Consider the following 18,267-nt stretch of genomic DNA (forward strand, 5'->3'; position numbering starts at 1 on the left):
ACTGCTGCCATGGAATTGGCGCTCTGCCATCCGGAACGTTGATCAAGCCGCCTGAGCCGAAAATGACCCGCGCGCGGTCTTCGCCGGATGCTTACGTAGCCGCTCTCCTCAAGCAGATAAAGTCGCCTGCCGCCCATCGGCTTGGCCGCGCGCTAGCCTATCGCGCGCGACCACTGCGACCATCTCACGACACTCGCAACGCTGAAGTCGTGCAGCTCCACCACGGCTTGGTACGTTTCGTCACTCGCAAGCCCCCCGACAACATGCTCACGCAGATCCAGTGAGTCTGCTCGCGCCATCCCTGCTGACCTCCACCTCAAGGAGGAGGCTTGAAACAGGGCCCAGATGATTTGGGAATCCTCGATTCAGACAAAATCGGAAAGACTTTAAACAGTCAGCACCGATGAGATCAGCGAGCCCAGAGCGCACGCTTCCGAAATCTCGCTTCAAAGGTTAACTTTGCCCGGGTTTGTGCTGAAGTGATTCCAGGAAACGACATGCCGCACCTGGAGAGATGGCAATCATTCAGCCAATCGTCGAAAAAAGCGTGGTTCCCACCGCTGCGCCCGCCAGTTGTTATCGAGCATCGGATCTGGCCTCGAACCGGCGTGGTTGCCTCTGTCGATCGCGAACCTTTTACTCTTCACTCTAGCCGTCGACCGGTCCTTTGGTCCAACCAACTTTGCGGCGATAAACGCCGCCTCAGTACGATTGCGAGCACCAAGCGCGCGAAGAAGCGCGGCCGTATGAATTTTGCTTGTCCCTTCCGCAATGCTAAGTTCCCGAGCGATCTCCTTGTTCGACATTCCTTGGGCCAGCAGCGGGAGAATTTCGTTCTGCCGGCGCGTCAATCGGAGGGCGTCAAGGTCAAAGTTGATGATCGGAGCAGGTTCCGGCTGAGCAACGTCATCCCCAGCCAACCACCGAGGTACATAGATGCGTCCTGACAACAAATCTCCGATAGCGGACAGCAATTCCTCATCCGACTGCAGCTTGGGCACGAACCCGTGGAAACCAGCAGAAAGACACTTAAAGACATCCGCACGGGTGTTCGAAGTCGACATTACCGCAACCCGAGTTGCAGGCCTTATGTCGAACAACTCGCAAAGGACACCAAGCGCCCCCTGAGTGACGCAGCCGAGGTCGATCAAAATCAAATCGACACTTGTCTCTAGATCAAAATGTTCCAAGCATGAGACATCTACTACGCGAGATTTCCTGAAACGACATTCAATCACGTCCCGGAGACCGTTACGGTAAACGCTATGGTCATCGACTATTAAAATAACAGACACTCTGCTCAATCCTCGAGCAATCCCGTACTCTTACCCGGGATTCTCACATCCTGGCAGTTGGGCTGACAAAAAAACTAGCAGAGATAGCCCCAACAAAGTCCCAATCTACATCCTCCTATGTGACCGTTGTACGAAACGGCCATGCGGACAACCAATTGAATTTACCGCAATGCAAAAATTGTAAGCTGACTTAAATAAAAGTCAACAGGGCGACGTGAGGACGACGTGCAGGTTCCTAGATGTTCCCGCACGGCGCGTGAGCGCCTTGAATGCCTCGCCGGTAGGTCGGCCGCTATGCGACCACTTGTCCGGCTGCCGTCAACGATCGCGCGTTCGCCGTCACCGGAACGAACTCGCGAATTGGCGTCCAGCGCAAATGCGAATCCAGCTGCTCCGTATGCTGCAAGTGGCGAAGCTCGGAAAGCCGAGTAAAGGGAGCGGCATTGAAGGTGGCCTCATCCAGCCGAATACGTTCGAACACGCTTCTCAATTGCCCTGCGCCGCGCTGCGCATTCCATTCACAGCGGAAGCCCGGCATGTGAGCCTTGATCTTCGCAAAAGACACGCGATAGCTACGGTTGTCCGGGCCGCTCGGGCCGAATGACAGCTCACAATCGGGGAACGTATCGTTCACAATTTCCGCAATCCCGCGCACTGTATAGTTCTGAGTTTCATCGCCGACGTTGAATGCCTCGGCGCAAACAGCCTCGCGTGGCGCCTTGAGGGCACACAAGATCGCTTGGCAGATGTCCTCGACGTGAACCAGCGGACGGCAGGGGGTACCGTCGCTCAAGACCCGAATCTTTTTCTCCGTAAACGCCCAGCCGGAAAGATTATTCAGGACCAAGTCAAAACGCTGCCGCGGAGACGCCCCGAACGCCGTTGCGTTGCGCAAAAACACCGGTGTGAATAGGCTATCCGTCAACTCGACCAGATCATGTTCGACTAGCACCTTGCATCGCGCGTAGGCTGTTTGAGGATCGCAGGTCGATGTTTCAGATTTCAGTTCGGCACCGGCCGCGCCGTAGATGCTGCACGAGGACGCATAAACAAATCGTCCAATGCCCACTTCCCTGCATTTACGCGCAAACTCCACCGACCCACGATGGTTGATCTCCATTGTCACGCCGGGATCATTCTCCCCAAGCGGATCATTTGACAGCTCCGCGAGGTGAACCACAGCATCGAAACCCGCCAGGTCGGACAGCGACAATTGCCGCGTATCACGCGACATTACCATCGGGCGTGTCCTGCCGTCGTCGAATAGCCAGCCGCGGCGATACAAACCCGTGTCAATGCCGGTCGCATCATGACCATGTTCAAGCAGCTTCGGACCGAGCACCGCACCGATATATCCGTCAGCTCCAGTGAAGAGAACGCGCATGTGATCAACTCCTCAAAGAGTAACTTGATCGGCGATGACCGGCTGAGACACCTTGACGCCTGCGCCTTGCACAACACCATCCCTATCCCATACGCACCAGGGCGGCTGCCCCCTATCCCAGAGATCCTGCAGCACCGTCTTATCGCGCAAGGTGTCCATGTTCTGCCAGTAACCGCGATGCCTGTAGACGGCGAGTTGGTCCTGCTCAGTCAGCCGCGCGAGCGGCTCGTTCTCCCAGCTCGTGCTGTCACCGTCGATGAGATCGAGAGCCTGCCGCTCGACAACGAAAAAGCCTCCATTGATGATCTGGCCGTCGCCCGTGTTCTTTTCGCGGAACTGCGCCGCGCGTGGGCGATCCGAGGAGAGATTGATTGCACCGAAGCGACCGGGCAATTGCACCGCTGTCACCGTCGCGAGCGCGCCCTGCTGATGATGAAATTTGATCAGTTCGCGTATATTAACGTCGCTGACGCCGTCGCCATACGTCATACAAAAAGTCGAATCCCCCAGATGCTCGCGTACGCGCTTGAGCCGCCCACCGGTCATCGTCTTCTCGCCGGTGTCGACCAGGGTTACCTTCCAGGGTTCGCAACCACTTCGATGCATCTCAATGCGGTTGCGTTGAAGATCGAGTGTAAAATCTCCCTGATGGGACAGGTAGCTCATGAAATAGTCTTTGATCACCGCACCCTTGTAGCCACAGCAGATAACGAACTCGTTCATGCCGTGATGGGAATAGAGCTTCATGATGTGCCAAAGGATCGGGCGGCCACCGATTTCAACCAACGGCTTCGGAACCACTGAGGTATGTTCGCTCAATCTCGTGCCATAACCGCCGGCGAGAATGACAACCTTCATCGGGATCTCCTCTATTTGAGTCGCCGCCCGACGCATTCACACGCGCAATTATTGGATCGGACGATGAGATTGGAGAGTAGGTCACCGCCGCAAGACCGAGTTGATAACCGTCAACTCGACTGAACACCATTGACCCGAGTCAAATCGAGCAACACGCCAGTCGCCTTGTCGATGAAGCGTCCGATTGCATTTTCGCCAGCACTCCCGATTCGACGCCGTCCCTGTATATCCGCGCTCGCACGGCGTGTTCGCGCAACCGATTTGACGCTCGTCAACTTGCAGATCAAAACCGAGAATAATCAAAACTCAGAGCGACCACGCGTTGCTCTCGGCGGAACCGAGCGATGACATTAATCAACGACAAGTGGGAAGCGGCGAAGGGAAGACCCGCGGGTTTTGATTTCCTGCGCATCACATTGGCCATCGCAGTCATCCTCTGGCATTCCGTTGCTGTCTCCTATGGTCCGGCCGCCGAGCAGTGGTTTTACGGCGGCCCCCTAAAACCACTGGTGTGGTTCGTCATTCCAGCTTTCTTTGCGCTGAGCGGGTTCCTCGTCGCCGGAAGCCTCGAGCGCAACGATCTCCCGTCATTCGTCACACTCCGAGTGATCAGAATCTTTCCCGCCTTGACCGCGGAAGTCCTGATCTCGGCAATACTGATCGGCCCAATATTTACAGATCTAGCGCTGGCGCAATACTTCACGGACCCGGACTTCTTCCGCTATTTCCTTAATATGATGGGCTATATCCACTTCCACCTGCCCGGCGTCTTCTCCGAACTGCCCGTGCCAAACGTGGTGAATAGTCAGCTCTGGACTGTTCCACACGAGCTCGAATGCTACCTAGCGATCAGCGCCGCGGCATTGATCGGCCTAACCAAGCGCCATCGGTTATTCCTCCTCGCCGTATTGTTCGTCATTGCTGCGTTGACGCTGCGCGACGTGCTCAGCGGCAAGCCGGGTTCGCCGGCTGCGCCCCCAGGACGAATGCTGGTGTTAGCTTTTCTGTGCGGGGTGGCGCTCTTTCTGAACCGAATCCGGATCGCGAGTTCCCATTGGCTTTTTCTGGTCAGCGCAGTCGGCTTCGTCGTTTGCGTGCTCGCATCAACCCGCGCTGGTGAGACTCTCGCTGCTTTCTTCATCGCTTACGTCACGGTGTATCTCGGGCTGCTCAATTTCAGCACCGGACCGATCACAAAAATCGCCGACTATTCGTACGGCGTCTATCTCTATGGATTTCCCGTGCAGCAGAGCGTGGCTCAGCTGATGCCGGACCACCGCATATGGTACATCAATTTTTGGCTCAGCCTCGCCTTGACGTTTGTGTTCGCGGTGACCTCGTGGCATCTGCTTGAATCCAAGGTGATGGCCAGGAAAAAGCAAGTCTTGGCGTTAGTCTCGACATTTGTGGACCGCACACGAAGTCTTGTTGTGTTCGCTTGGGGCTGGCTCGTTCGTCGCCCGGCGGAAGCGCGCACGACGGCTCCGAAGCGAACAGCGCCCACGAACTGACGGGGTGTATCCGCGCAGGTTGGCGAAACTAGAGGGACGCGCTTGTCGATCCCTCGTCTCGGCCGAACTATGCGCGGACGAATGAGCTTCTTGCCGGCGCAGCGCCAGTCAGGCGGGCAAGAAGCGGCGAGTCAGCCGATGCAGAAATCGCATTTGTCCATAGACCGCCGGATCGGGACCGATCCGCCCGTCAGTCCGGTCCAGACCGGCAATGACTGCGTGGTCGTTGCTGGTCAACTCGAAGTGGAATAGATCAATATTCTCGGCCATGCCCGCCGCTCTTGCCGATTTCGGTATGGCGATAAAACCATTCTCAAGGTGCCAGCGGAGGACGATTTGTGAGGTCGTACAGCCGCAACGCTCGGCGATGGCCTGGATCCTCGGATCGTCGAGAGCCCTCCCCTGCCCGAGCGGGCTCCAGGCCTGGGTCTCGATCCCGTAGCGCTCGTGGATATTCCGCAACGATTGCTGCTGGAACGCAGGATGCAATTCGATCTGATTCAGAGCCGGTATGACGCCCGTCTCGCCGACGATCCGCTGCAAATGATCAGCCAAAAAATTGGACACCCCGATCGACCTGACGCGTCCCTGCTTCTGGAGCTCAACGAGCGCGCGCCAGGTTTCGACGTAGGCCGCACGTTGCGGACATGGCCAGTGGATCAAGTAGAGATCGATCACGTCTAGTTGCAACCTTGCTGCGCTGGCGTCAAAAGCGCGCATCGTTCGATCATATCCGTGATCTTCGTTGCGAACTTTCGTCGCAACGTACAGCTCGCTTCTCGGGAGATTCACTCGCTTCAAGGCCGCGCCAACTCCGGCCTCGTTTCCATAGCTGGCAGCAGTGTCAATCAAGCGATAGCCCGCATCGATCGCGGTGGCGACGACTTTGGGTGCGCTTGCACTGGCGATCTGCCAGACACCAAATCCAAGCCGGGGTAGCGCATGGCCGTCATTGAGCAACACCATCGGAACGCTGGCTGTGGCCGAGGCGGGTCGTCCTTGAAGGTCCGCTGGCAGTGGCGAGGGGCTCGATCCGAACGATTGCAAGGGCCGCTCTGCCTTCGCACTTGGGATGGTCATCGTACGATCCGCTGCGAGCGCGTAGTGCGCACTGGCAGTGTCGATTATCGCAGCTGGACCGATCGCACTGTGGCTGCCAGCCACAGTTCTCAGCATGATACCCTTCAGCCAATCACGGACCGTCGGCGTACGGCTTTCGAACATGAAATAGAAGACGCAGGCGGCAAGCACGCAGGCCACGATGAAGCTCGCGTCAAGTCCGACTGATGCGAACGTAAAATCCTGACGGCCGCTTGCGACTGTGACGTTCAAAAGCAACAGGATCGGATAGTGAATTGCATACAGTGAAAAGCTGATTTTTGCGAGCTCTCCGCCGATGCGAAGCGATGAAGGCAGTGATACCTTCAGATAGTCAATGCCCACAATGAATGCGGTAGTACCCAGCCCCACAGCGAGGCTGAACGCCGCCCATTGAGGGACAAGGCCTTTCGACGCGAGAACATATAAACCAACCGTACTGACGACAAAGCTGCAGCACCAAACCCATATCGGTACCACGACGGCATAGGCGATGACACCAAGAGACCAAATTGCAAAAAAGAACAACAACTTCAGTCCAGCATGCGTACCGCGGCTGTCGAAATGCTCCGCCACTACGAACAATGCGAGGACGGCGATAATGAGCAGAATGTAGGCCGGAATCTTGCGGGCTGAAATTATCGCAAAAAACAGTACATAATACCAAAATTCATTCGACAGGCTCCACAGGGCAGCATTTCCAGCGAATTCCGAGCACGCTATCGTCTGGAGAAACAGCCCGTTGCAGATTGCGGTCGCGGCGCCGATCGGCGCCTGGAAGATTGCCGCACTGTTGTAGACGTCCAGATGCGAGGAAACATAGGCCTGCCACGCCCCAGATTGCCGTGCTGAAACATAAGCGGAGAAGGAGACCGTCAGCGCAGGCAGAAGTACAACGTAGAGCCGCGACACACGCGCAGAGAAATAATCGACCGCATGCAGTCGTCCGCGCATATTTCTGACCAGCGCAGGCCCACCCACCAAGTAACCGCTCAAGACAAAGAACACGAGAACCGCAGCAGGGCCGTGAGCGCTCAAGGTCCAGAGGACAGAATAGACCAGTCTGATCGCCGGATCATAATTCTCGCCCGGCAGCTTCTCCATGAACATCAACTGGTAGGAATGGAATGCCAGAACCTCAACGGCAGCAAGCCCGCGCGCGAGATCGAGCCAATCCGACAAAGCAGGAGACACCCCGGTCTCTGCGCGAAAAACGATCACGTCATGCCTTCCCATCTCAAGCCCCCCCGTGAACCAGGGAAAAGATGCCAGCCTTCCGGGTTTTTAGCCGCGGTCTTCCTGGTCGAATTGACGCATCTCAATAATGCCTGGCTCAATTGGCGACAGGCGCAGGCCTTGACGTTCGGCACCGCGGAGCGCTGCCCGGGCTGCCGCATCGAAAAAAGCGCGACGCCCAACATCTGCGGCCTGAGAAACCGGGAGTGTCTCTCGGGGCCGACGCGAGACAATTCGACGCAAGACTGCCGTAGGCACGTTTGCCGCAAAAGCGAGCAACGGCAAAACGGCCTATAGTTTCCTTGCTATAGCGCAATCAGCTGCAGGCGCTGCTGCTGTTCAAGAAGGCAACAACCGTCATCGTGCCTGTTTGATCGGCGAATGCCGCACTATCACCCTATTCGGAAATAGCTCAATCACATTGACGACAAATTCTGTTGCGACGGTCGACTTGCAAGCGCAAGCAGCGTGCATTGAGTCAGGCGCCCAATCTGGCGTTCGCCACACACAATGCACGTAGTTCTGCGGGGACGGCAAATGAGTCCGCTACGACAAGTCAATTGAAATTTGCTGTGGCGTGGTTCATTTTTTAGGGAACAGTTCAATGTGATTCGGCGAAGTCCGATCTCAATGGCGCGTGAACGATCGGCCGTGTGGTGGGTGGCCCGTTCTTGTAACTTTCGCGTCCCAAACAGCGTTCAGTAGCGAAAGCGGCGTGAAGTCGGTCAGGCTTCAAGGCCGCAGGCAATGCTTTGCCCGGACCGCGCCGATTGCTGCTCGCGCGGGATCGGCGCATCCCCGAACAACCAGGAAAGTGAAATGGCAATTTCGTTATCCGCGCTGATCAAACAGAATACGCTCGGGCAGAGCGAAGCATTTCCTGCCGGCGTGCCGCACAGCTACAGCTGGTACAAAGGCTGGAATCCTGGTGGTCAGATGACACCGCCTCCAGGCTTCAGCGCCGTTGAAGGTTGGGGGCAAGTTTATACTGAGGAAGGAGCCCCCGCCTCCCCAAACGCAGATGTCGAGGTCTCCAATGCGAAGACCTACGCGCACATCAAGGAAACGGGCCAATGGGTGCTGGTTCAGGACCAGTCAAAGCTCGGTCTGGGAGGGGGGCATTTTGTCGCCGACTTCGCGGGAAATTCAGCCTATCCGATGCAGGTGACGCGCCTGCCAAGTGGGGCCGCGAGCTTTGATGCCCCCGTGGCCGGGTACAATGACCATTTCTGGTATGGAGCCCGAGGATCATACGCGGCTGGAACGGTCGACGGCGTCTACGTCCAAATGGATATGCGCACGACCGATGCGAACGCGAAACTCGTGGGCATGGTAGGCGTCGACTGGTGGCGTAACGCAACGGCGCCTTTTCTTGCCGACCACAGCAACAATCCAGGTGTTGGCGGCAGCAACTGGGTCGAGCTCTCGACCCAGTGGAAGACGGTTGGCTACTATTCCATGAGCACCGCGGCATTCCAGGCAAACCTGCCTCCGCCGCTGCTCGGATCTTCACAAACGCCTCCCGTCGTGCCGCCGGACACGCTCGCGCCGGCAGCGCCCAAGATCACCGCGTTCACGCCGGATACGGGCACCGTTGGAGACAAGAAAACCGACGCCAAGCAATTGACGTTGAGCGGTACCGCCGAAGCTGGCAGCACTGTGAAGGTACTTGAGGGAACGACCGTGGTTGGCACGGCGAAAGCCAATGCAAACGGCGCCTGGAGCCTGAGCACAGCCCAGTTGTTGGCGGGCACCCATACCTTCACCGCGAGCGCCACAGACGCTGCAGGCAACGTCAGTTCGAAATCCGCGGCCCTGAGTGTGATCGTGAATGCAACACCTCCCGCCACCTCGCCGCCGGCAACCGGCGCGAACCTGTTGGTCAACGGATCGTTCGAGGCAACTTCCTTGGCGGCCTATGCCGGCGGCCGCTGGGGCGCCTACCAGTCCGTTTCCGGCTGGACCGCGATCAGCGGCGGCATGATCGAACTCTGGAACAATCTTGGTGGAGTCAAAGCCACCGATGGTGGGAATTTCGGCGAACTCGACTATGCAGGCGCGCGAGACGGCTTCTGCCAGGACGTCAAGACTGTTGCCGGCCAAGTCTACGTCTTGTCCTTCGACGCACGCTCACGGCCCGGCTTTACCGGCTCGACCTGCTCGATCGAGGTATTGTGGAACGCCTCAGTCATCTCTACCGTCCCTCCCGGCACGGCATGGCAAACCTTCGACTTCACGGTGGTAGGGACCGGTGGCAAGGATCGCCTCACGTTCCGTGAGGTAGCCAGTCAAGGTGGCGATGGACTAGGCGCGCTTTACGACAACATCGAACTAACCGCCGCCTCATCTCCACCAGTCACATCACCGCCAGCGGCAGGCACCAATCTCCTGGTGAACGGATCCTTCGAGTCGTCGTCGCTGGCGCCCTTGCAGGACGGCCGGTGGGGAGCCTTCGACTCCATTCCGGGTTGGCACGCGATCAGTGGGGGCGCCATCGAGCTTTGGAATAATCTCAACGGCGTGAAGGCTACCGACGGAGTCAATTACGGCGAGTTGGACTACGCGGGAGCCCGCGATGGCTTCTACCAGGACGTGAAGACCGTCGTCGGGCAAGAGTACACACTCTCCTTCGACGCGCGCTCGCGACCTGGGTTCACAAGCTCGACCTGCTCGGTCGAGGTATTATGGAATGGTTCGGTCGTTGACGTGGTTCCCCCCGGCAGCAACTGGAAAAACTATGATTTCACGGTGGTCGGCACTGGCGGAAAGGATCGCCTGACGTTCCGCGAGGCGGCAGGCCAGTCTAGTGACGGGCTCGGCGCTCTCTATGACAACGTTTCGTTGGTCGCCAAGCCGACAAGCGCAGCTTCGGCGTCTCTACTGAGTGATGCAAATCATGCAGTGGCGCTGATGAACCAATATGCGGCGACCGACGTAGTTGGCACCGGCTCGGTGACCAGCACGATCTCGGCTGCTGACGCCAACGCCTCTCTCACACAAACGCTTTCTTTGCCGGCGCAGCACTAATTCGCTAGCGATTGGATGAGAGCAACCTCTGGGGTGTCGCGCAGCGGCACCCTTTTTTTCGGCATCGACCTGGTGGACCGGTGATTCCACGCGAGATAAGGATAAGAGTGAACCGTACAGAATGACCTCGCTCAAGGTAGACCACCACAGCTTGATAGCAACGATGGAGAATTGATAATCGTCAACTCGGGTTAGCCAAGTTCGCATTAGTTGATGCCGGGCGTGCTACGAAAAATGAAGCTCGCCACTCACACCCGCCTTGTGTGATCAATCGTGGAATGGAGACGTCGTGCACGCCAGCAGGTCCACTTCTGATCAGAAACCGACGGATATTCGGTCGAGTAGCTGGCACCCGCGAGGATTGCTTCCGCGCGACATTCAGCGATCCTGATCCATGACGCCTTCGGCGAACATCACGAAGAGCGCACCCTCGGACTACCCACAAACGGGCGCGAACCGCAACTCTGTGGCCGGGCCGGCCAATCCCTTCGTGACGATCGCCATTCCTACGTATAATCGTGCCGCGCTTTTGAGGGGCTGCATTGCCTCAGCTCTGTTGCAGACTTACCCTCATTTCGAGGTCCTGGTTTCGAACAACGCCTCTCCGGACGATACCAGCAGAGTCCTGGCCGGCTTTAGCGATCCAAGATTGCGGGTCATCAACCAGGAAACGAATATCGGCCTGCTCCCGAATTGGAATGCCTGTCTCGCCAATGCTCGCGGCGACTACGTCGTCTTCGTTTCCGACGATGACAGAATCATGCCGTGGCTGCTCGCGCGGTGCGCGGCCCTCGTCAGGCAGCAGCCGGAACTTTCGAGCGTGATTACGCTGAGTAACCTTCATGCGGCTTCGATCGGAAAAACAAGGCCTCCGCGCGTCAGCCGCCGCTGCGAGACGGGCATTCGGGACGGAACCATGATTCTGACGGACTTCCTGACCGACCAGATCACAGTAAATATGTGCGGCGTGATGATGCGGACCGAGCTCCTGCGCGAGCGCGGCGGCATTCCGCTTGACCTGCCGCACACCGCCGACGTCGCTGCGTGGGCGCCGCTTCTGCTGCTCGGCAAGGCCGGCCTGATCAACGAGCCCTGCGCAACCTACACCTATCACGACGGCTCCGAGACGGCTCGGTTGGGCGTCGAACAGCTTCTCCACGACGGACGCAAGGTGGCCGGTCTGATCGCAGAGACCGCAGAAGTTCATGTCCAAGACCCGCAGCTGCGTAAGACCATACAAGTTGAGGCCAAGCGCTGCTTCGCGCGCCGCGCACTGATCACGCTGTCTGATTATCGAAAGAGCGGCGCCAGTATCGCGGAGATGCTGAACGTCGCCTGGCAATTTCGTCACGACCTGTACGGTGTCAGCCTGAAGGCCGTTCTTCGCTTCGTTGCTGTCGCTTTTTGCCCAAAACAGCTCGCTGCTGGGCTGCGTCGACTGAGGCGGAGCACATCGGAACAGCTAGCCTGACGACCCCGCCCCCAAGTATCGCCCCACTCGTCAAGATGCGCCCTGCCCGACAATCACGTGGTCAGCAATGGCTTCCCACGATTATTGATAACGCTCAAATTCACTAGAATCCGCACATGCAAACGTCCTGGCAGAGGCGAGAGCATGATCACCAGTTCACATCACCAATCCGGCGCTCTACCGGCCAGACAGGCGCGATCCCGAGATAATCTGGCAGGGGTCGTTCAGGACGTGCTGGCGGTTCACCGTGCCTGATTCATCATATGTACCATGAGCACCCAGGCCATGCGCGCTCCACTCAACCGGTTCCTCGTTGATCTGATCGTCATGGCCATGCGTGCCAGCGTCATGGCCAGCAAATTTGCTCTCGCTCTGTTCATTGCCCGGTATCTCGATCTATCATCACTTGGTCTGTACGGACTTGCTACTGCCGCCATGGGCACGATTCCGATCGTCGTCAATCTTGGAATGAACCACCTGCTGATGCGCGACGCAGTGACCGCCTCCACCGGTGATATGATTGACAGCATGCGCCACTATTGGTCTTTTGTGGTCTCAGCGTACCTGGCTCTCTTGACGATCGCTGCACTGGTGATTTTCGTCTTCGGCACTTCCGCTCTATGGGTCCTGATCATTGCCGTGATCATGTTCGAGCATATCGGTAACGATATCTTCTATCTTCTTTCGAGCCTGCAGCACCACTTCTCAGCGAATGCCATCAGCTTCATTCGCGGCGCAGCCTGGATTCTCGTTTATATTCCGCTCGCCATTTGGGATCCGAGCTTCAGTTCACTCCCGGATCTGTTCGGATTTTGGCTGATGGGAGGTGTGGTTTCTATAGGGCTGTTTGTTTTCCTGAGCTGGTCCTGGCCATGGCGAGCATCCTTTTCTCTTCCGTTACGACCCTCGGTGATTACGAACGCGATCCGGAAGTCGTTCCTCATGCTGCTAAGCGATCTCGGGTTTATTGCGAGCCAGTTCGTCGACCGCTACCTCATCACGTTGTTCCTGGGCTTGAAGGTCGCCGGCATCTACTTCCTCTTCTGGACGGTAGGAAGTTCTGCAACCACCTTCCTCGGATTCATTTTTCAGCAAAAACAACGCCCGCTCCTGATCAGCGCTTATCGGACTGGCGGCCCATCCGCGCACTGCCAGCTGGTCTGGCGTTTCACGCAGACGACCGCGTTTGCCACGGTCGCGCTCAGCATTGTGGTCGGATTTGCTTTCCAGATCCTCTTGCCGCAGCTCGGTCAGCCTGTGCTTGCTGCCCAATGGCCGGCGTTCTGGCTGATCGTTACCGGGCTAGCGGTCCGTTACCTGGCCGATTTCGGAGCCGTAGGTCTGTTTACTGCGCATCGCGATCGGATGACAACGATCACAAACGTCGCATTGGGATGCGTGTCGGTGATTGCGCAGTTGGTGTTACTGCCGATCGCCGGACTCTATGGCGCAGGCGGAGCAATCTTGTTCACGTCTCTCGTCATAGCGCTTTGGCGCTACTGGCTTCTGTTCGGTCCCTCGTTCGTGAACGCCGAGTCAGGTCGGGCAGGAGCCTAGCCCGACAAGGCAAGCCATTGAGCCGAAGGCCGTATGTCCCCGGAAGTCAATGGTATGTGCCACCGTCGACGTAATGGGCCCGCCTGAATATGCAATCCACTTCAAGCAAGGATGCTGGATCCTGAGAATAGTAAGTTATCGGCCGCATCTGACTTAGCGAGAAACCGGCCTCCCGCATGAAACGGAGGGCTTCGTCGAACTGCCAAGTCCCCTCGTAGAGGTGAACAAGAGGCAATTCCAACTGGACGCCCAGAACACGATGAAGCGAGTTCTTGCCACCTCCTAAAACGCTCTGCTCGAATCCTTGCGTATCCACCTTCAGGAACACCCGATCCTCGGAAACCTCCGAGAATATGGAATCAAGCGTCGTGATCTGCACTTTGTCGACCCGAACTACGTCGGTCTCATAGATGCTGTTGCGACCGACCTCGGTTTGCCTGACAATAGAACTCATAGCCGTGTTCTTGCTTACATTGATTTCGATCGTGCCAATGGTCTCCCCAAGCGCCGTATTTCGGCAACTCCACTTCTCGTCGGCAGCACTGTTCTTCTCGAGCCGCTCGAACACTTCGGCGACAGGCTCAAAAGAGACAATCCTGCCAGAGTACCCTCGCGACCGCAGTTCTTGGGCAAACTGGCCCTCGTTGGCGCCGACGTCCAAAACAAGATTGACGGACCTCGAGTGGAGAAATTCCGTCAAATCCGGATGTTGACGACGAATCTCATAACCTACTGACCTAACGATCGACTTCAGCCGGTCCTTCGCAATCATAACTATGCTCCCCTGAGTTCTCGCCCAGTCCGCCGACAACGCGTCGTCACTGAACCTGTTACGAAGATTGAGCCACTCATCGCCAACCTGGCTGGCTCCGACGCCACCTGAGGATTGGTGACAATATTGCCCGGCCAACGAGCGTCCGTCGTAGGCCAACCTTGACCAAATCCACGGTCGGCGATGGCAGTGGAGGCATCAGGTTGTCGCGTGTGACAAGACTTTCGTCTCCCTGGTCCACATCGCATTCAGCAGCCTTTCTCAGGCGATCGCGCCAGGAGGCAGTCTCATGCATTGGTGCCATACTGTCCGTCCAATCAGCCTGTGCGCCCTTCGCAAGCGTTCGATTGGCTTCGTGCTTGAATAGCGCCGGTTGCCTTTGCCGTATCTCCAGACGCTTCGATATCTGCGCTGGAGAACGGTACGGATAATGCTTCAGCCGCATCCGCAACGGGAACGTCCGGCCACGGTTATGCGGCCAGATCAGCCCGCCCCAGCGGAGATCGTTTCGGTGTCGAACGAAACGCGGTTCACTCCAGTTGTTCTGATAGAACCTGAGCCGGTCTTGCACCGGCTGATTGAGCCATTCCGAAGGACTTCGTTCGTATTCTTGAATATCCACGTCGGTGAAGTAGAAGTTAAACGTGGCGGACAGAACGAAGCCATAGCTGCTGGGAACGCGCGCGAGGAAACGGGCCGGATCATCAATGAAGAACTCGTCGGAGTCTAGTCTGCACCACCAATCTCCTGGCGATGCTATAGCCCGACGCTCCTCAAATATCTCTCCGCGAAGCTCGTCGGTGAAAACGCGGTCGTCATGGCCAACGATTTCGATCTTTGGGTTCCGGCTCGCGACGGCTTGCACCGTTTCCCACGTTCCATCGACACTGCCATTATCAAAGACGAATATCCTGTCGCTCCAGCGTAGCGCCGCCTCCAGCGTCTCGCCGACAATGTCGTTCTCGTCCCGAACGCAACAGATGCTGAATATCTTCATGCTGATGGTACACTCACTCGGCCGGCCAGACAGCGCCGGCGCAGCTCGCGGAATTGCAGAGGGGCGAACGCACATTCACCCCCTTGGCGACCGGGCGGGGGCGGCACTCGCTTCTTCCCTGAAATCGGGCCGTCCGGCAGGATGATGGTCCTTGGCTCCTTCCGCCTTTTGTCGGGCAACCAACAGCAGATTTCTCACCGGATCGTCGTCCCCAACGACGACATCCTGACTTGGTTGGGCATGCATCGTGCTCTTAGCGAGTTCTGGTCCGAAGATGCCTCCAAGGCCGAGCAGAACACCGCCGGCAAGCGCCAAGGCGACGAGATGCGAGATGTGAGGAAACACTGGCGCCGTTGGGGTTATCGCTTTCTGTACCACCCTGAGGCTGGACAGCTGGCTCTTTTTTGCGACTTCGGTGCTTATCTGCTCCTCAAGAATTCGGGCCGCATACTGCCCCGCGGCAGACGACGCGGTCGTGAGAACGCGCTTCAATCTTCCATACTCGGCCTCCTTCGCAGAGAGCGACGCCAGCTCCCTGTTCACCTTTTCCAGCTCGATGCTTAGTTGACTCATCAGCTCCGACTGCCCGTTGAGCTCGGCATTCAGCTTCATAAGAGTCGCCATGTTCTCCTGATACACTTTGATCAGAAGCAAGGGAGGCTGGTCCTCGAACTGGTCCGGCGGCTTGGCGGAAGAGTCCAATGTCTTCCGAGTATCCCCTCCAAGCGTGGTCACCATTCGGCTGACAGTCTTACTCTGCGCGACCGGCCGCAGCACTGCCAATTGATCTGCGATCGCAAGCTTCTGCCCTTTCTTATCCTCAATTAGGACCCGCGTACTGGAGATCTGCCCGGCCAAATCACTGGCGCGCTTGAGCAGGAGTTGCCGCTGATCGTCGACGGCATAGATCGAGGCCTCCACTGAAAACTTTTTCAGATTGTCAGCCGCTATCTCGGCCTCTTCCTCGAGGCGTTTCGTTTGCTGCTGGAAAAACTCCTGCGCGCCCAGCATTTGAACATCCTGACTTTGCACCTCTACCAAAGCGTTCGCGAGCTCGTTCAGGTAATTCGCGGCGATCGACGGATCTTTGTGACGGAACGTTATTCTCAACAGGTCGGATCGGCCTTCCTGCTTGGCGTTGATGCGATCGCGCAAACTGAGAATTGCACCCTGGTTACGCTCTATGTCTTCCTCCGCCTCCGGCTTCGACTCCGGTTTCGGTTCTGTCGGCTCCCTGGCAAACACGTCCCGAAGATCGATTTCCTTTCCCCATGCCATAAACCTGGCCAAGAGAGTCGGATTTGAATCCGACGATAGCCTGTCGTAGCCAACGTTCTTGGCGGCTTCCAAAATGACCAGATCGATCTTGGCGATGCGCGACAGCGACTCCATCCGGCTTTGAAGGTCAACGCCTTCGCCAAACGGCGAGGTCGCATTACTGGACCGCTCCTTGATACCCTGCCCGGCGCGCAACAGCACGTACGCCTCGTACCGATCACCAACGGTCGCGTAATAAAGAAAGGCTACGCCGGACGTCAGCACCAGGCACAGGTAAATAACCCACTGTCGCCGCCATAACAGGCCGAATACGCTGGCGAATATCGTAGTGCTCCCGTGTTTCACCGTCGACTCCACTTCTTCGGACCGCCACAGCGTCCACCGAAGTGCACTGATCGGTATTGACGGCCGTCAACTTGTATTCGGCGATCACCGACATGTTGCTACAGAGCCTCCGGCATTGCCAACGAGAGCGGTCTGAGCAGGTTCAGTCCGTTTGAAGGGGAACCACAGCAGCCATACGCCAATGGAAGTGGAGTAAGTTCGTTGTGAAGGATCTAGCTCTAGGAAGAGAGGAGACACCACATCTCGCTTCCACCGCGATGGCCGTCCAGAGCCGGTTCTTCGTGGTAACCTGCTTCGGCCTCGTGTTCCTGAATTGCCTTACGTTCGCTTACCACTTTACCGGGTCGACCATATTCAACGTCCTGAGTAACTCGACAAGCCTGCTGCTTATCTCCTGGTCTGCCTACCACGTGCTGACAGCGAAAGAGAGCAGTGGCTTCTACAAGGTCTTCCTGATGCTCGCCTGTATCTTCACGGGTGCGAGCTATCTGGTGAATTTTGGCTCTTTCGAGCTGTCGGACGGTTTGAAGCTCGTATCGATCTATTCGTTCTATGTGGCAGGCCGAAGCACGCCGGAGCAACTGCACCGCTTCGAGAAGCGGTGCATCTACGTACTCGCCGCTCTGCCACTGCTATTCAAGGTAGTTGGCCAGACGAAAGTCTACATAGGAATCGAATATCCTGACGTGTTCTCCTACTTCCCGAACACAAACACGGCAGCACTCTATTTCTCCGCCTTGTTCTTTGCCTTATCCCCCTGGCTCGGAAGCAAGGTACTAATCGCGCAATTTGTAAATGCTGCGATCATGAACCGAGTTGGTCCCGCACTGGCGACCATCGTCGCCGTTGGTCTTTGGTCTTTCTTCCCCCTGAGGCCGCAAGTGTTCGTTGCGCTCTTCTTGCTGGCAATAGCCAGCTTTGGCGCCTACGCGGTCGGCGCGCTTGATCGATTGATAACGGGTCTGAACGCAATAGCGCTGATCTGGAGCCTTGACCCAGGCACCGTCGCACGGATGTCAACCAAGCAATTGATTGATCTAACGGGCACGACGGACATGTCCGCGTTCTTCCGCATCACTCACTGGACAAACATATGGCAGATTTACTCGTCGCTGGGGATCGGAGGAATACTGTTTGGCTACGGTGCAAGCCAGACCGGGATACTGACGGTGTTGCCGCTGCCGCCACACAACGATTACCTTCGGGTGCTCGCAGAATATGGATTGCTAAATGCCGTGGTCTTTATCGTCTTCGTGTTCAGTATCATGTTTTCGCTCAAAGAGCGGGCGGCAAAAACCATGTACACAGTTCTGCTCATCTATTTTTTGTCCGAGAACCTGATCGATAATTTCACGTCGATGACGCTGTTCTTCTCTTATGCCGGCCGGTTTACGTCACCGAAATGGTCTATGGCCCGGTGACACGCAGCTGGCCCACA

The 18,267-nt window shown here is 57.1% G+C and carries 13 protein-coding genes and 1 pseudogene; 6 read left to right on the forward strand and 8 right to left on the reverse strand.

Annotated elements, in window-relative coordinates; all coding sequences use genetic code 11:
* Positions 1 to 284 (forward strand): hypothetical protein (locus ABIC09_RS14410; protein ID WP_354109679.1); only part of this gene is annotated, 284 nt, incomplete at its 5' end.
* Between the two features lie 237 nt (positions 285 to 521).
* On the opposite strand, the gene ABIC09_RS14415 is transcribed toward ABIC09_RS14410, so the two are convergent.
* The 3 genes from ABIC09_RS14415 to rfbF all read right to left on the reverse strand — a co-directional run bounded on the left by ABIC09_RS14415 (position 522) and on the right by rfbF (position 3,537).
* Positions 522 to 1,295, reverse strand: coding sequence for a LuxR C-terminal-related transcriptional regulator (locus tag ABIC09_RS14415; RefSeq protein WP_354109680.1), 774 nt, complete (start codon positions 1,293 to 1,295; stop codon positions 522 to 524).
* A 292-nt stretch (positions 1,296 to 1,587) separates the two neighbouring features.
* On the reverse strand, positions 1,588 to 2,679 hold the full coding sequence (locus ABIC09_RS14420; RefSeq protein WP_354085507.1) for an NAD-dependent epimerase/dehydratase family protein: 1,092 nt from the start codon (positions 2,677 to 2,679) through the stop codon (positions 1,588 to 1,590).
* Positions 2,680 to 2,691: 12 nt separating this feature from the next.
* Complete coding sequence (gene rfbF / locus ABIC09_RS14425; RefSeq protein WP_354109681.1) at positions 2,692 to 3,537, reverse strand: glucose-1-phosphate cytidylyltransferase; 846 nt, start codon at positions 3,535 to 3,537, stop codon at positions 2,692 to 2,694.
* A gap of 344 nt (positions 3,538 to 3,881) precedes the next feature.
* On the opposite strand from rfbF, the gene ABIC09_RS14430 reads away from it, so the two are divergent.
* A complete protein-coding gene (locus ABIC09_RS14430) occupies positions 3,882 to 5,048 on the forward strand; it encodes an acyltransferase family protein (RefSeq protein ID WP_354109682.1) in 1,167 nt (388 codons plus the stop codon).
* A gap of 108 nt (positions 5,049 to 5,156) precedes the next feature.
* Here the strand turns inward: ABIC09_RS14430 and ABIC09_RS14435 are convergent, their stop codons facing one another.
* Together ABIC09_RS14435 and ABIC09_RS14440 are read right to left on the reverse strand one after the other, a co-directional pair.
* Positions 5,157 to 6,014 (reverse strand): aldo/keto reductase, encoded by an 858-nt coding sequence (locus tag ABIC09_RS14435; RefSeq protein WP_354085556.1) that lies wholly within the window; start codon positions 6,012 to 6,014, stop codon positions 5,157 to 5,159.
* A gap of 285 nt (positions 6,015 to 6,299) precedes the next feature.
* Positions 6,300 to 7,382, reverse strand: a pseudogene (locus ABIC09_RS14440) (acyltransferase family protein); the annotation flags it as partial.
* Between the two features lie 819 nt (positions 7,383 to 8,201).
* On the opposite strand from ABIC09_RS14440, the gene ABIC09_RS14445 reads away from it, so the two are divergent.
* The 3 genes from ABIC09_RS14445 to ABIC09_RS14455 all read left to right on the forward strand — a co-directional run bounded on the left by ABIC09_RS14445 (position 8,202) and on the right by ABIC09_RS14455 (position 13,437).
* On the forward strand, positions 8,202 to 10,409 hold the full coding sequence (locus tag ABIC09_RS14445) for an Ig-like domain-containing protein (protein ID WP_354109683.1): 2,208 nt from the start codon (positions 8,202 to 8,204) through the stop codon (positions 10,407 to 10,409).
* Between the two features lie 394 nt (positions 10,410 to 10,803).
* A complete protein-coding gene (locus tag ABIC09_RS14450) occupies positions 10,804 to 11,880 on the forward strand; it encodes a glycosyltransferase family 2 protein (RefSeq protein WP_354085511.1) in 1,077 nt (358 codons plus the stop codon).
* A 270-nt stretch (positions 11,881 to 12,150) separates the two neighbouring features.
* Complete coding sequence (locus ABIC09_RS14455; protein ID WP_354109684.1) at positions 12,151 to 13,437, forward strand: lipopolysaccharide biosynthesis protein; 1,287 nt, start codon at positions 12,151 to 12,153, stop codon at positions 13,435 to 13,437.
* 46 nt (positions 13,438 to 13,483) lie between these two features.
* Here the strand turns inward: ABIC09_RS14455 and ABIC09_RS14460 are convergent, their stop codons facing one another.
* The 3 genes from ABIC09_RS14460 to ABIC09_RS14470 all read right to left on the reverse strand — a co-directional run bounded on the left by ABIC09_RS14460 (position 13,484) and on the right by ABIC09_RS14470 (position 16,829).
* Positions 13,484 to 14,209 (reverse strand): FkbM family methyltransferase, encoded by a 726-nt coding sequence (locus tag ABIC09_RS14460; protein ID WP_354109685.1) that lies wholly within the window; start codon positions 14,207 to 14,209, stop codon positions 13,484 to 13,486.
* A 76-nt stretch (positions 14,210 to 14,285) separates the two neighbouring features.
* Positions 14,286 to 15,206, reverse strand: a complete 921-nt coding sequence (locus ABIC09_RS14465; RefSeq protein WP_354085514.1) for a glycosyltransferase family 2 protein — start codon at positions 15,204 to 15,206, stop codon at positions 14,286 to 14,288.
* A 75-nt stretch (positions 15,207 to 15,281) separates the two neighbouring features.
* Positions 15,282 to 16,829, reverse strand: a complete 1,548-nt coding sequence (locus ABIC09_RS14470) for a GumC domain-containing protein (protein WP_354109686.1) — start codon at positions 16,827 to 16,829, stop codon at positions 15,282 to 15,284.
* A gap of 203 nt (positions 16,830 to 17,032) precedes the next feature.
* Here ABIC09_RS14470 and ABIC09_RS14475 point away from each other — a divergent pair, with 203 nt between their 5' ends.
* A complete protein-coding gene (locus ABIC09_RS14475) occupies positions 17,033 to 18,250 on the forward strand; it encodes an O-antigen ligase family protein (RefSeq protein WP_354109687.1) in 1,218 nt (405 codons plus the stop codon).
* The last annotated feature ends 17 nt before the right edge of the window (positions 18,251 to 18,267 follow it).

The organism is Bradyrhizobium sp. S3.12.5, from assembly GCF_040548225.1.
Classification (GTDB): Bacteria; Pseudomonadota; Alphaproteobacteria; order Rhizobiales; family Xanthobacteraceae; genus Bradyrhizobium; species Bradyrhizobium cytisi.

Bases quoted from the DNA above. Each gene is read 5' to 3' on its own strand.
- ABIC09_RS14420 (WP_354085507.1), bottom strand. From the start codon at position 2,679: ATGCGCGTTCTCTTCACTGGAGCTGACGGATATATCGGTGCGGTGCTC.
- ABIC09_RS14445 (WP_354109683.1), top strand. From the start codon at position 8,202: ATGGCAATTTCGTTATCCGCGCTGATCAAACAGAATACGCTCGGGCAG.
- rfbF (WP_354109681.1), bottom strand. From the start codon at position 3,537: ATGAAGGTTGTCATTCTCGCCGGCGGTTATGGCACGAGATTGAGCGAA.
- ABIC09_RS14465 (WP_354085514.1), bottom strand. From the start codon at position 15,206: ATGAAGATATTCAGCATCTGTTGCGTTCGGGACGAGAACGACATTGTC.
- ABIC09_RS14435 (WP_354085556.1), bottom strand. From the start codon at position 6,014: ATGGTGTTGCTCAATGACGGCCATGCGCTACCCCGGCTTGGATTTGGT.
- ABIC09_RS14430 (WP_354109682.1), top strand. From the start codon at position 3,882: ATGACATTAATCAACGACAAGTGGGAAGCGGCGAAGGGAAGACCCGCG.
- ABIC09_RS14450 (WP_354085511.1), top strand. From the start codon at position 10,804: ATGACGCCTTCGGCGAACATCACGAAGAGCGCACCCTCGGACTACCCA.
- ABIC09_RS14455 (WP_354109684.1), top strand. From the start codon at position 12,151: ATGAGCACCCAGGCCATGCGCGCTCCACTCAACCGGTTCCTCGTTGAT.
- ABIC09_RS14460 (WP_354109685.1), bottom strand. From the start codon at position 14,209: ATGATTGCGAAGGACCGGCTGAAGTCGATCGTTAGGTCAGTAGGTTAT.